Genomic DNA, 12,970 nt, shown 5'->3' on the forward strand with positions numbered 1-12,970 from the left:
TCTTGAACCGGCCGCTGATCACCATTCGCGAATATGCCCGGCTTACCACTGAGCCGGTTGAGTCTTCGCTGGATTTGGCGCAGGTATCTGTCAGCGCCTTCGAGTGGCTGTGCGAGCTGAGTGCCCGGTTCAATCGCAGCGGTGCCACCTTGCTGCAAGTGGAGGGGCGGCGTTCATTGAAGTGGGACAGCTATGGGGGGGTAATCGAAACCCCTTGTGGTACCCGGTTGGAAATCTTGCCCAAGCATTTTGAACAGGGCGATTGCGTAAAACAGAGCAGGTCGCTGCTGCGCAAGATGATTCAGGCAGCCTTGTCGCTCAAGCCTCGGCAGGCAACGGTGACAGGCCTGGAGCTATTCGATGCCCCTTTGACCGAGTGGGTAATGGGGCAGTTTCTGGCTGAACTGGATCACCTGATCAAGCGCGGCGTACGTTTCGATTATCAGCGTGTGGAGGAAGAGCAGCGCTTCCTGCGCGGGCAACTCAATGTAGTGGCGCAGATGCGCCAGCCACCGGGGCGGCAGCATCACTTCCAGATTCGCCACGATCTGTTTTTGCCGGATCGGGCTGAGAATCGCCTGCTCAAATTGGCTTTGGAACAGGTGGCCAAGACAACCCAGGATGCCGGCAACTGGCGTTTGGCCAACGAACTGCGGTCCATGCTCGCGGAGATCCCTGCGAGCCGGCAGGTGCCAGCCGATTTTCGTGCCTGGAGTCGTGACCGGCTGATGGCGCATTACCAGCCGATCAAACCCTGGTGCGAGTTGATCCTCAACCAGCAAATGCCGATAGCGGTGGCTGGCCAGTGGCAGGGCATGAGCCTGTTGTTCCCGATGGAAAAGCTGTTCGAGAAATATGTCGAGCGCTGGCTCGGGCGGAGCCTGGTAGCTGCGGCAGAACTCACTCCCCAGGCTTCGCGTTACTCCCTTTGCAGGCAGGAGCTCAAGCCGATGTTCCGTCTGGAGCCGGACATGCTGGTGGAGCACATGGGGCAGCGTTGGGTACTGGATACCAAGTGGAAGCGTCTGGATGCCGCGGATCGGGAGAATAAGTACGGCTTGAGCCAGGCCGACTTCTACCAACTGTTTGCTTATGGACATAAGTATCTGGGCGGGATGGGCGAGCTGGTCTTGATTTATCCACGCTGGGCACCGTTCCAGGTTGCTTTGCCCTTGTTCGATTTTGGTGGGGGGCTGACTTTGCGTGTGTTGCCTTTTGATCTGGAGCGGGAGTGTTTAGTCGATGTTGAACTCACCTCGTTGCCGATCTGCTCATCCGGTATGGCCGTTACCTGTCTGCAGGTGGGCGCATGAACCAATGCAAAATGCCCCCCGAGTTCGGAAGAAAGTGTGGAACAAGGTTCGGAACAAAGTACTTCCCTGCAAAGATTCACAGCCAAAGCAGACGGGTCAGCTTTTCAGATGTTGCCTTATAGGCTACAAATGTTGCTATTAAAGCAACGATATTGGGGGCCACATGTCACTGGCTGCGCTGCTGTTCAACGAATACCGCCGCAAGGTGCTGGGCTTGCTGCTCTTGCATCCCGAAGCGCGCTACCACCTGCGCGAGATTTCCCGCCTGACGGGTACGCAACCCGGCACCCTGACGCGCGAGCTGAACAAGCTCGCCGAGGCAGGCCTGTTGCTCAAGGAGCGTCAGGGTAATCAGGTGCTGTATGCGGCCAATCAGGCGTGTCCGATTTACCAGGAGCTGGCCGGCATTCTGCGCAAGACCAGCGGCCTGGCGGATGTACTGCGTGAAGCGCTGCTGCCCATCGCCGGGAAAGTGCAGGTTGCCTTCGTCTTCGGCTCGATGGCCAGTAGCAAGGCAACCAGCGGTAGCGACATCGACCTGATGGTCATCGGCGACTGCGGGTTTGGCGAAGTAGTGACGCACCTGTACCCGTCGCAGGCTGAGCTGCAGCGCGAGATCAATCCGAAGGTCTACAGCGTCCGCGAATGGCAGGCGCTGGTTGCGGGGCAGGCGGCTTTCGTGCGGGATCTGCTGAGCAAGCCGCAGCTGTTTGTGCTGGGCAATGCAGCGTTACTGCTGGAATTGGGGGGGCAGGGATGACATTGGAGAATCTGCTGGGCCTGTCGCTGGAGGCCATCGAACCGGACCCCGCCAGCATCCGGCGCTTGCTGGAGGCGGCACAGCGCAGCCTGAGCGATGCCCGGCTGGTACTGGACTGGCTGCAAGCCAATAAAGCGGAATTGTGGCGATGACCGAAGACCAGCTGGAACAGGAAGCACTCGGATGGCTCGCTGAGCTGGGTTATACCCATGTCTACGGCCCTGATATTGCCTTTGATGGCAGCAGCCCCGAGCGCGAAAACTATCGCCAGGTGTTGCTGGTGGAGCGTTTGCGCAGCGCCATTGCCCGGCTCAATCCGCTGGTGCCGCTGGCGGCGCGCGAGGATGCGCTGAAGCAGGTCGTCGATTTGGGAATGCCGGTGCAGCTCTCGGCCAACCGGCTGTTCCATCGCCTGCTGGTCGGCGGCGTGCCGGTGCAGTACCAGAAGGACGGCGAAACCCGCGGCGATTTCGTTCGGCTGATCGACTGGGCCGATGTGGCGGCCAATGACTGGCTGGCGGTCAACCAGTTCAGCATTCAGGGGCCAAAGCATACGCGTCGGCCAGACATCATCCTGTTCGTCAACGGCTTGCCGCTGGTGCTGCTGGAGCTGAAGAACCCGGCCGATGTGCATGCCAATATCTGGAAGGCATTTGACCAGATCCAGACGTACAAGGAGCAGATCCCGGATGTGTTCCAGTACAACCAGATCCTGGTGATTTCCGATGGCAGCGATGCGCGCATGGGTTCGTTGTCGGCCGATGCCGAGCGCTATATGAACTGGCGCACCATCGATGGCCTGCAGATTGACCCCCTGGGCGAGTTCAATGAGCTGGAAACCCTGCTGCGCGGCGTGATGGCGCCGGCACTGTTGCTGGATTACCTGCGCTACTTCGTGCTGTTTGAGGATGACGGCCGGTTGCTCAAGAAGATTGCCGGCTACCACCAGTTTCATGCCGTCCGCGCGGCGATTCAGCAGGTGGTGAAAGCCTCGCGCCCGGGTGGCACGCACAAGGGCGGGGTGGTGTGGCACACCCAGGGCTCGGGCAAGAGCATCACCATGACCTGCTTTGCTGCGCGGGTGATGCAGGAAGCGGCGATGGAGAACCCGACCATTGTGGTGATTACCGACCGCAATGATCTGGATGGCCAGTTGTTTGGCGTGTTTTCCCTGGCGCAGGACCTGTTGCGCGAGCAGCCGGTGCAGGTGGACTCGCGGGGTGACTTGCGCGCCAAGCTGGCCAATCGTCCGAGCGGCGGGATTGTGTTTGCCACCATCCAGAAGTTCATGCCGGGCGAGGATGAGGACAGTTTTCCGGTGCTGTCGGATCGCTCGAATATCGTCGTAATTGCCGATGAGGCGCACCGCACCCAGTATGGGTTCAGTGCCCAACTGAAAGCCCCTGGCAGGAGCCAGCTTGCTGGCGATCCTGCGCCGGACCAGAGCACTGCCAGCAAGCTGGCGCCTGGCGCTTATGTGCATGCCGCCGAGAGCAGCGCGCGCTATCAGGTCGGCTACGCCCAGCACCTGCGCGATGCCTTGCCCAATGCCACCTTCGTGGCCTTTACCGGTACGCCGGTGTCGAGCGAAGACCGCGATACGCGTGCGGTGTTCGGTGACTACATCCACGTCTACGACATGCAGCAGGCCAAGGAAGATGGCGCCACCGTGGCCATCTACTACGAGTCGCGGCTGGCCAAGCTGTCGCTGAAAGACAGCGAGCTGGCGCACATTGACGAAGAAGTCGATGAGCTGGCGGAAGACGAGGAAGACGGCGAGCAGTCCCGGTTGAAGAGCCGCTGGGCCGCGTTGGAGAAAGTGGTCGGTGCCGAGCCGCGGATACAGAGCGTGGCCAGGGATTTGGTGGAGCACTTTGAGGAACGCAACCAGGCCCAGAACGGCAAGGCCATGGTGGTGGCCATGAGCCGCGAGATCTGCGTGCATCTGTACAACGAAATCATCGCGCAACGCCCGGACTGGCATGACGAAGACCCTGAGAAGGGCGCGATCAAGGTGGTGATGACCGGCAGTGCCTCAGACAAGGCGCTGTTGCGGCCGCATATCTACAGCAGCCAGGTGAAGAAGCGCCTGGAGAAGCGCTTCAAGGACCCGCAAGACCCTCTGAAAATGGTGATTGTGCGGGACATGTGGCTGACCGGCTTCGATGCGCCGTGCGTGCATACCCTGTATGTCGACAAGCCGATGAAAGGCCACAACCTGATGCAGGCCATCGCCCGGGTGAACCGCGTGTTCAAGGACAAGCAGGGCGGTCTGGTGGTGGATTACATCGGCATCGCCAATGAGCTGAAGGCTGCGCTCAGGGAGTACACCGCGAGCAAGGGACGGGGTCGGCCCACAGTGGATGCCCATGAGGCCTATGCACTGCTGGAAGAAAAGCTCGATGTATTGCGCAGCCTGTTGCATGGCTTCGACTTCAGCGATTTCCTCACCGGTGGCCACAAGCTGCTGGCCGGCGCTGCCAACCATGTGCTGGGCGAGAAGGACGGCAAGAAGCGCTTTGCCGACAATGCCCTGGCCATGAGCAAGGCCTTCACCCTGTGCTGCACCCTGGATGAAGCCAAGGCGGTGCGGGAGGAGGTGGCGTTCTTTCAGGCGATCAAGGTCATCCTGATCAAGCGTGAAGTCAGCGCGCAGAAGAAGACCAACGAAGAGCGCGAGCTGGCCATCCGCCAGATCATCGGTAATGCGGTGGTGTCCGGCGAGGTGGTGGATGTGTTCCAGGCTGTCGGGCTGGACAAACCCAACATCGGCCTGCTGGATGAAGACTTCCTCGCCGAAATACGCAACCTGCCGGAGAAGAACCTGGCGGTGGAGCTGTTGGAACGCCTGCTGGAGGGGGAGATCAAGAGCAAGTTCGCCAGCAACCTGGCGCAGGAGAAGAAGTTCTCCGAATTGCTCGACAACGTGATCAAGCGTTACCAGAACCGCTCCATCGAAACCGCCCAGGTGATCGAAGAGCTGATCGAGATGGCCAAGAAGTTCGCCGCGGCCAGCAAGCGAGGCGACGCTCTGGGCCTGAACGATGACGAACTGGCCTTCTACGATGCCCTGGCCAATAACGAAGCCTCGGTGCGTGAACTGGGTGATGAGACTCTGGCCAAGATTGCCCACGAACTGACCGAGAGTCTGCGCCAGAACGTCAGCGTCGACTGGAGCAGCCGCGACAGCGTGCGCGCCAGGCTCAGGCTGCTGGTCAAGCGCATATTGCGCAAATACAAATACCCGCCCGATCAGCAGGAAGAGGCCGCCCAGCTGGTGCTGGATCAGGCTGAAACCTTGTGTGAGGCGTGGATGTAACGGATGACCAGGGTGCAGGGTTCGCTGTTTGAAGAGCAACGGGTGGCGCACGCGCCAACCATCATCCGTAGGGTGGGCCTTGGCCCACCGCTGCCAACCTGCCGCTCAATTGCAACGCTGCTTTTGGTGGGCTGAAGCCCACCCTACGCCCGGCCTGCGACAACCGAGTATTCAACCCGTGACACGGACAGAGCTTTTGGTTTGGCCGTGCGCCCTGTCAACGCTGCGCCGGAAACGACAAAGCCCGCACGGGGCGGGCTTTGTCGGGTGGTTTGCCGGCAGGTTTGGACTGCTGCAAAGCGGGAATTGGTCGGAGCGACAGGATTCGAACCTGCGACCTTCTCGTCCCGAACGAGACGCGCTACCAAGCTGCGCTACGCTCCGAAATCTGGCCGGAATTCTACTCAAAAAGTGCGGCGGCACAAGCACTTGGCGGGATTATTTTTGCCGCTGTGCCGGTTATGGGCTGGCTCGCACAAGTGGTTTTGCAGGGTGGGCGTAGGGTGGGCTTTAGCCCACCGCAACAAGGTGTCTGGCATTGCTGGGCTGAAGCCCACCCTACACCCTACGCCCACCCCGCGCGGGGAAAAGCACGTTCAACCAATCACGCAGACAGAACCATTTTGCCGGCGTCAGGCATCTTTGCCCGGCTGCGGGCGGTCCTGCGCGGCCTGCTCGAGCAGTTGCGGGGTGTTCAGGTTGCTCAGTCGGGGGTCGTCCGCCGCGCAGTCCAGAGTCAGTGCACCGCTGCTGCGCAGGAAGCCCAGCGGGCTGCGCTGGCCGGCGTGCCAGGCGCTGTCCAGTTGCCCGCGCAGGGCGCGTGGCCACAGGCTGAACAGCGGTTGCCACTGGTCACCCTGGCGCAGCAGCACGGCGCGCTCGCCGGCAGCCTGCAGCAGGCGCTGCAGCAGTTCACGGTCGAGCAGCGGGGCATCGCAGGGCAAGACCAGCAGGTAGGGGTGCCGGGCGCACGCCAGGCCGGCGCGGATGCCGGCCAGCGGGCCGGGAAAATCGCCTTCGGCATCGCTCACCAGCTGGTCGGCATAGGGCGCATAGCGGGCCTGGTTGCGGTTGCAGGAGATGATCAGGTCGTCGCTGAGCGGGCGCACCTGCTCGTGCAGCCAGGCGATCAGCGGCTTGCCGCGCCATTCCAGCAGGCCCTTGTCGGCGCCGCCCATGCGCTGGCCGCGCCCGCCGGCGAGCAGCAGGATCGAGCAGGGCGGAAGGGGAGTGTGCGGCATCCGTGTTCTGCGTCATGGCGGGCAAAAGGGCCTGTGATATAACACCGGCCTGTCAAATTGTCATCTCAACAGGAGGCCGTGATGGGCCACAAGGAAGACTCCCCTTTCGTTCCGCTGGCAATCGCCGTGCTGACGGTCAGCGATACCCGCAGTTTCGAAACCGATACCTCCGGCCAGCTGCTGGTCGATCGGCTGAGCGCGGCCGGGCACCAGCTGGCTGCCCGGGTGCTGCTCAAGGATGACCTCTACCGGATTCGGGCCCAGGTGGCGGGCTGGATCGCCGAGGACGCCGTGCAGGTGGTGATCATCACCGGCGGCACCGGCTTTACCGGCCGCGACAGCACGCCGGAAGCGGTGGCCTGCCTGCTGGACAAACAGGTGGAGGGTTTCGGCGAGCTGTTCCGGCAGATTTCCGTGGCCGATATCGGCACCTCGACCATCCAGTCGCGCGCGCTGGCCGGACTGGCCAACGGCACCCTGGTCTGTTGCCTGCCGGGCTCGACCAATGCCTGCCGCACCGCCTGGGACGGCATCCTCGCCGAGCAGCTGGATGCGCGTCATCGGCCGTGCAATTTCGTGCCGCACCTGAAGGCTGTTGCCGCCTGTCCGAGCCGGGGTTGAGCGATGGATGACGGTTGCGCACAAGCGGGCCTGATGCCGGTCGAAGAGGCCCTGCAGCGCCTGCTGGCCCTGGCGGATGGCGCGCCGCTGGAGGCGTCCGAACGCCTGCCGCTGGCAGCGACGGATGGCCGGGTACTGGCTGAAACACTGGTTGCCGGCCTGGATCTGCCGCCCTGGGACAACAGCGCCATGGATGGTTACGCGCTGCGCCTGGCCGACTGGCAGGGCGAACCCTTGCCGGTCAGCCAGCGGATTCTTGCCGGCAGCGCGCCGGAGCCGCTGGCCGTCGGCAGCTGTGCGCGGATCTTCACCGGCGCGCCGTTGCCGGCCGGCGCCGATTGCGTGGAAATGCAGGAGAACGTCGAGTTGCTGGCCGATGGCAGGGTGCGTTTTCTGCAGCCGCTGAAGGCGCGCCAGCACGTACGTCCGCAGGGCCAGGAAACCCGCCGCGGCGAGGTGGTACTGGAGGCGGGCACCCGCCTGACACCGCTCGAACTGGGCCTGGTCGCCAGTCTCGGGGTGGCCGCGGTGACCGTGCGCCGGGGCCTGCGGGTGGCGGTGCTGTCCACCGGCGACGAGCTGGTCGAGCCGGGCCGGACGCTGGGGCCGGGGCAGATCTACAACAGCAACCGACAGCTGCTGATCGGCTGGCTGCAGCGCCTGGGCTGCGAGGTGCTGGACGCCGGCATCCTGGCGGACGACCTGGCGGCCACCCGCGCGGCCCTGGCCGGTTTGCACGACGCCGAGCTGATTCTGTCGACTGGCGGGGTATCGGTCGGCGAGGCCGACTTTCTTGGCGCAGCACTGCGCGAGGAAGGCGAGCTGGCGCTGTGGAAACTGGCGATCAAGCCCGGCAAGCCGCTGACCTTCGGCCATTTCCGCGGGGTGCCGGTACTCGGCCTGCCGGGAAATCCGGCCTCCACGCTGGTGACCTTCGGCCTGCTGGCACGCCCCTATATCCTGCGCCGGATGGGGGTGCGGCAAGTCGAGCCGCTGGGTTTCAGCGTGCCCGCCGGGTTTGCCTGGAGCAAGCCGGGCAGCCGCCGCGAGTACCTGCGCGCGCAGGTGCAGTCCGGCCGCGCCGTGCTCTACCCGAACCAGAGCTCCGGCGTGCTGCGCAGCGCGGCCTGGGCCGACGGGCTGGTCGAGGTGCGCGAGCACAGCACGCTGAGCGAGGGCGAGGCCGTGCGCTTTATCCCGTTCAGTGAGTTGCTGGGCTGAGCGCCAGTGACGAGAGCAGGCCAGCCGTAGGAGCCAGCTTGCTGGCGATTTCGCTGCGCAGGCGATCGCCAGCAAGCTGGCTCCTACAGGCATATTTCTGCTGTGTCGCTGATCAGCCAGCCTTGTGCCGTTCGCGGTACTCGCCGGGCGTCATGCCGGTCCAGCCTTTGAAGCTGCGGTGAAACGAGCGTGCTTCGCTGAAGCCCAGGTAGCTGGCGATGTCCTGGATCGGCAGGTCGCTGCGCAGCAGGTAGTGCTCGGCCAGTTCCTGGCGCAGTTCGTCGAGGATTTCCTGGTAGCTGGTGCCGGCCTGCTGCAGGTGGCGCTGCAGCGTGCGCTCGGTCATGTGGAACTTTTCGGCCACCCGTTCCTTGCGCGGCAGGCCGTCCTTGAGCAGCAGGCGCAGGGCGTTCTTCACCCGGACCGGCAGCGGTTCGTCGTCATTGATGCCGGCCATCAGCGCCAGCGCGTGTTCTTCGAGGGTGCGCAGCAGGTTGGCGTCGGCCTGGCGCAGCGGGATCTGCAGGTGTTCGGGCAGGGTGACCAGGGCACTGCACGGTTGTGCAAATCTGACCGGGCAGCCAAACAGCTGCCGGTACTCGGCGAGCTCGGTGCCGTCCGGCTGGGCGTGCTCGAACCAGACCTCTTGCGGTGACAGCTCGGTATCGGCGATCCAGCGCGCATACAGCAGCCATGAAGCCAGCACGTGCTCGACCATCTGCCGGCGCAGTTCGCTGTCGCGATGGCGGCAGTTCCAGATCAGCCGGATCTGCCCGCCATCGCTCTCGATGCGGCTGACGCCCATGTCACCCACCAGCTTTTCGTAGGGCACGATGCGGCTCATGGCCTCGCCGAGGGTGGCGCAGTTCATGGTGATGTAGCCGAGTACGCTCCAGGTGCCGGGCTGGACAAAGCGTGCCGCATGCAGGCCGACCAGCCGGTCCGTGGTGTTTTTCAGCAAGTAGGCGAGCAGCCGCTCCAGCACGATCGAAGACAGGCGCTTGCCGTTGTCGGCCACGTCGGCCGGGCTGAGGCCGATGGCTGCCAGCACCACGCGGCTATCCAGCCCCAGCTGTTCGGCCTGACGCAGGTAGGTGAGCAGGGCGGGTACGGAGATGAAGCCGAGGCTATCCATGGGCGTTCTGGGTTGGGCTGGCGTGATTGGCCACAGCGGCTGGCATGATTCGACAGTGACGCCGTGTTGCGGGCGGCTAGTATAGGCGGCGGTCATTGGTGATCGGAATAGCTTTGGAGAGCACGTGCATGCGGCGTTGGAACGGTTGGGGTGAAGAAAGCACAGTGGTGGAATTGCCGGCACACGGCGCGGCTTTCCTGGGTGAGCTGGTGGGTGCTGGTCAGGTACTGGCGGATGCCACGCTGGAGCAGGTGCTGGCGCAGGTGCCGGCTTCGCGCATCAGCGCCCCGCATACACTGATCAGCCTCGACGCGGTAGTCCGCGTGCGGCATGCCCGCGGGCAGAGCCTGCCGGATTGGCTGGCCATGCGCGAAGGGCGCTTCGGGGTGTTTCCCGACGGTGTGGCGCTGCCGGAAACGGCGGCGCAGATCCGCGAGCTGCTGGCCTGGGCCCAGCAGCAGGAGGTGATCCTGATTCCCTACGGCGGCGGCACCTCGGTGGCCGGGCATATCAATCCGCAGGCCAGTGCCAAGCCGGTGGTGACGCTGTCGCTGGAACGCATGAACCGGCTGCTCGAGCTGGATGAAGAGAGCCTGATCGCCACCTTCGGTCCGGGCGCCAACGGCCCGCAGGTGGAAAGCCAGCTGCGCGCCCGTGGCTACACGCTGGGGCATTTCCCGCAGTCGTGGGAACTCTCGACTCTCGGTGGCTGGGTGGCCAGCCGTTCCAGCGGCCAGCAGTCGCTGCGCTACGGGCGCATCGAGCAGCTGTTCGCCGGCGGCACGCTGGAAACCTTTGCCGGCAGCCTGAACCTGCCGACCTTCCCGGCCTCCGCCGCCGGGCCCGACCTGCGCGAGATGCTGCTGGGTTCGGAAGGGCGCTTCGGGGTGATTTCCGAGGTGCGCGTGCGGGTCAGCAAGCTGGCCGAGGAAGAAAAGTTCTACGCCGTGTTCCTGCCCGACTGGCCGCGTGCGCTGCAGGCCATCCGCACACTGGTGCAGGCGCGGGTGCCGCTGTCGATGCTGCGCCTGTCGAATGCCATCGAGACCGAAACCCAGCTGGCGCTGGCCGGTCATCCGGGCCAGATCGCCTGGCTGGAGCGCTATCTGGCCCTGCGCGGGGCGCGCGAAGGCAAGTGCATGCTGACCTTCGGCGTGACCGGCAATCGTCGGCAGAACGCATTGTCGGTACGCCAGGCCAAGCAGCACCTGAAGGTCTTCGGCGGCGTGTTCACCGGCACCCTGCTGGGCAAGAAATGGTCCGAAGGGCGCTTTCGCTTCCCCTACCTGCGCCATGGCCTGTGGGAAGCCGGCTATGCGGTGGATACCCTGGAAACCGCCACCGACTGGGCGAATGTCGACAGCCTGCTGAACAAGCTGGAAAACAGCCTGCGCAGCGCGCTGGCCGATGAAGGCGAGCAGGTGCATGTGTTTACCCACCTGTCGCACGTGTATGGCGAGGGGTCGAGCATCTACACCAGCTATGTGTTCCGCCCGGGCAACAGCTACGCAGCGGCCATGGCGCGCTGGCAGAAACTCAAGCACTCGGCCTGCCAGGCCATCGTCAACAATGGTGGCACCATCAGCCACCAGCATGGCGTGGGCCGCGACCACGCACCTTACTTGCCGGTGGAGAAGGGCGCGCTGGGCATTGCTGCCTTGCAGGCGCTGTCGACGCATTTCGATCCGGATCAGCGGCTGGCTCCGGGCGTGCTCCTGCAGAGCCAAGCATGATGCTCTGGAATGCCGCCTGGCGCGAGAAGGTGCTGCCGGAACTGGCAGAACGTGACTGGGACCTGATCGTGGTCGGTGGCGGCATCAGCGGCGCCGGCATCCTCCGCGAGGCGGCGCGGCGTGGCTGGAGCTGCCTGCTGCTGGAGCAGCGCGATTTTGCCTGGGGCACCTCCAGCCGCTCGTCGAAGATGGTGCACGGCGGGCTGCGCTATATCGCCAAGGGCCAGTTCGGCCTGACCCGCGATTCGGTGCGCGAGCGCCAGCGCCTGCTGGAAGAGGCGCCGGGGCTGGTCGATCCGCTGAGTTTCCTGTTCCCGCACTATCAGGGCCAGTTCCCCGGGCCGCGGGTGTTCGGCGGGCTGCTGGCGCTGTACGACGCCCTGGCCGGCAAGCGCAACCACCTGTACTACCCGCTGCAGCAGTTGCGCTACCTGCTGCCCGGCATCAAGGAGCAGGGCCTGGCCGGCGCCACGCGCTTCCAGGATGCGGTGACCGACGATGCGCGGCTGGTGCTGCGTGTACTCGGCGAGGCGCGCGCCGAAGGCGGCGAAGCACTCAACGGGATGCGCGTGGTCGAGTTGCTGCGCGAGGCGGACAAGGTCTGCGGCGTGCTGGCCGAGGATGCTGAAAGCGGCCGGCGCTTCAGCTTTCGCAGCCGCGCGGTGGCGCAGGCCACCGGTGCCTGGGCCGATGCCCTGCGCAAACAGGACGGCCCCGAACATATCCGTCCGCTGCGCGGCAGCCATCTGCTGTTGCCGCACTGGCGCTTGCCGGTGGCGCATGCGATCAGCTTCATGCACGCCGCCGACCGGCGCCCGGTGTTTGTCTTCCCCTGGGAGGGCGCCACGGTCATCGGCACCACCGACCTCGACCACCACGAGTCGCTGGAACAGGACGCGCGCATCACGGCGGAGGAGGTGGATTACCTGCTGGCGGCCTGCGCCCAGCAGTTTCCGGCGGCGCAGGTGCGCCGCGCGGATGTGCTGTCGAGCTGGGCCGGGGTGCGTCCGGTGGTCAGCGAGGGGGATGACAGCGCGGCCCCTTCGGATGAAAAACGCGAGCACATGCTCTGGGTCGAGCCGGGCTGCGTGACCCTGGCCGGCGGCAAGCTGACCACCTTCCGCCTGCTGGCGCTGGAGGTGTTGCAGGCTTGCGCGGCGTTTGTCGGCAAGCCGGTGGAAGATTACGGCCAGGCGGTGTTCCGCCCGCTGCCGCCATTCGCACTGCCCGGTCTGACGGCCACGCAGCAGCGTCGCCTGAGTGGGCGGCATGGCCTGGCCTTGCCGCAGGTGGCGGCGCTGCTGGAGGAAGTCGGCCAGCAGGCGGTTGGCAGTCTCGATACGCTCTGGGCGGAACTGGCACACGCCTGCGACAACGAGCTGGTGCTGCATCTGGACGACCTGTTGCTGCGCCGTACGCGCATCGGCCTGTTGCTGGCCAATGGCGCGGGCGCCGAACTGGCGCAGGTGCGTGCCCTGTGCCAGCCGCGACTGGGCTGGAGCGATGCGCGCTGGGAGCAGGAAGAGCAGGACTACCTGCAACTCTGGCAGCGCTGTTACAGCCTGCCTTTGTAGGAGCCAGCTTGCTGGCGATTGCTCTGCTGCGGGGCATTGATCGCCAGCAAGCT

The 12,970-nt window shown here is 64.6% G+C and carries 10 protein-coding genes and 1 tRNA gene; 8 read left to right on the top strand and 3 right to left on the bottom strand.

Annotated elements, in window-relative coordinates:
• Positions 1-2: 2 nt before the first annotated feature.
• The 4 genes from ISX93_RS15075 to ISX93_RS15090 all read left to right on the top strand — a co-directional run bounded on the left by ISX93_RS15075 (position 3) and on the right by ISX93_RS15090 (position 5,392).
• Complete coding sequence (locus ISX93_RS15075; RefSeq protein ID WP_195779590.1) at positions 3-1,313, top strand: McrC family protein; 1,311 nt, start codon at positions 3-5, stop codon at positions 1,311-1,313.
• A 163-nt stretch (positions 1,314-1,476) separates the two neighbouring features.
• A complete protein-coding gene (locus ISX93_RS15080; RefSeq protein ID WP_195779591.1) occupies positions 1,477-2,073 on the top strand; it encodes a nucleotidyltransferase domain-containing protein in 597 nt (198 codons plus the stop codon).
• Positions 2,070-2,225, top strand: a complete 156-nt coding sequence (locus ISX93_RS15085) for a hypothetical protein (protein WP_219841034.1) — start codon at positions 2,070-2,072, stop codon at positions 2,223-2,225. The genes ISX93_RS15080 and ISX93_RS15085 overlap by 4 nt, the downstream gene beginning before the upstream one ends.
• On the top strand, positions 2,222-5,392 hold the full coding sequence (locus ISX93_RS15090; RefSeq protein WP_195779592.1) for a type I restriction endonuclease subunit R: 3,171 nt from the start codon (positions 2,222-2,224) through the stop codon (positions 5,390-5,392). Before ISX93_RS15085 ends, ISX93_RS15090 begins: the two co-directional genes overlap by 4 nt.
• Positions 5,393-5,699: 307 nt before the next feature.
• Here the strand turns inward: ISX93_RS15090 and ISX93_RS15095 are convergent.
• Positions 5,700-5,776: transfer RNA gene (locus tag ISX93_RS15095), tRNA-Pro, on the bottom strand.
• 248 nt (positions 5,777-6,024) lie between these two features.
• Positions 6,025-6,633, bottom strand: a complete 609-nt coding sequence (mobA, locus tag ISX93_RS15100; RefSeq protein WP_195779593.1) for a molybdenum cofactor guanylyltransferase MobA — start codon at positions 6,631-6,633, stop codon at positions 6,025-6,027.
• Positions 6,634-6,714: 81 nt separating this feature from the next.
• Here mobA and moaB point away from each other — a divergent pair, with 81 nt between their 5' ends.
• A complete protein-coding gene (gene moaB, locus ISX93_RS15105; RefSeq protein ID WP_195779594.1) occupies positions 6,715-7,254 on the top strand; it encodes a molybdenum cofactor biosynthesis protein B in 540 nt (179 codons plus the stop codon).
• 3 nt (positions 7,255-7,257) lie between these two features.
• Positions 7,258-8,475 carry a molybdopterin molybdotransferase MoeA gene (locus ISX93_RS15110; protein ID WP_229732231.1) on the top strand — a complete coding sequence of 406 codons (1,218 nt, stop codon included), beginning with the start codon at positions 7,258-7,260 and terminating at the stop codon, positions 8,473-8,475.
• Positions 8,476-8,587: 112 nt separating this feature from the next.
• Here ISX93_RS15110 and gliR read toward each other — a convergent pair whose 3' ends face one another.
• Positions 8,588-9,610: an AraC family transcriptional regulator GliR gene (gliR, locus tag ISX93_RS15115; RefSeq protein ID WP_195779596.1), complete on the bottom strand. Its 1,023-nt coding sequence runs from the start codon at positions 9,608-9,610 to the stop codon at positions 8,588-8,590.
• 128 nt (positions 9,611-9,738) lie between these two features.
• Between gliR and ISX93_RS15120 the strand changes: the two genes are divergently transcribed.
• Positions 9,739-11,343, top strand: a complete 1,605-nt coding sequence (locus tag ISX93_RS15120; protein ID WP_195779597.1) for an FAD-binding oxidoreductase — start codon at positions 9,739-9,741, stop codon at positions 11,341-11,343.
• Positions 11,340-12,917, top strand: a complete 1,578-nt coding sequence (locus ISX93_RS15125; protein ID WP_195779598.1) for a glycerol-3-phosphate dehydrogenase/oxidase — start codon at positions 11,340-11,342, stop codon at positions 12,915-12,917. Before ISX93_RS15120 ends, ISX93_RS15125 begins: the two co-directional genes overlap by 4 nt.
• Positions 12,918-12,970: the final 53 nt, after the last annotated feature.

This window comes from Pseudomonas sp. N040, from assembly GCF_015637705.1.
In the GTDB taxonomy this organism is placed as follows: domain Bacteria; phylum Pseudomonadota; class Gammaproteobacteria; order Pseudomonadales; family Pseudomonadaceae; genus Aquipseudomonas.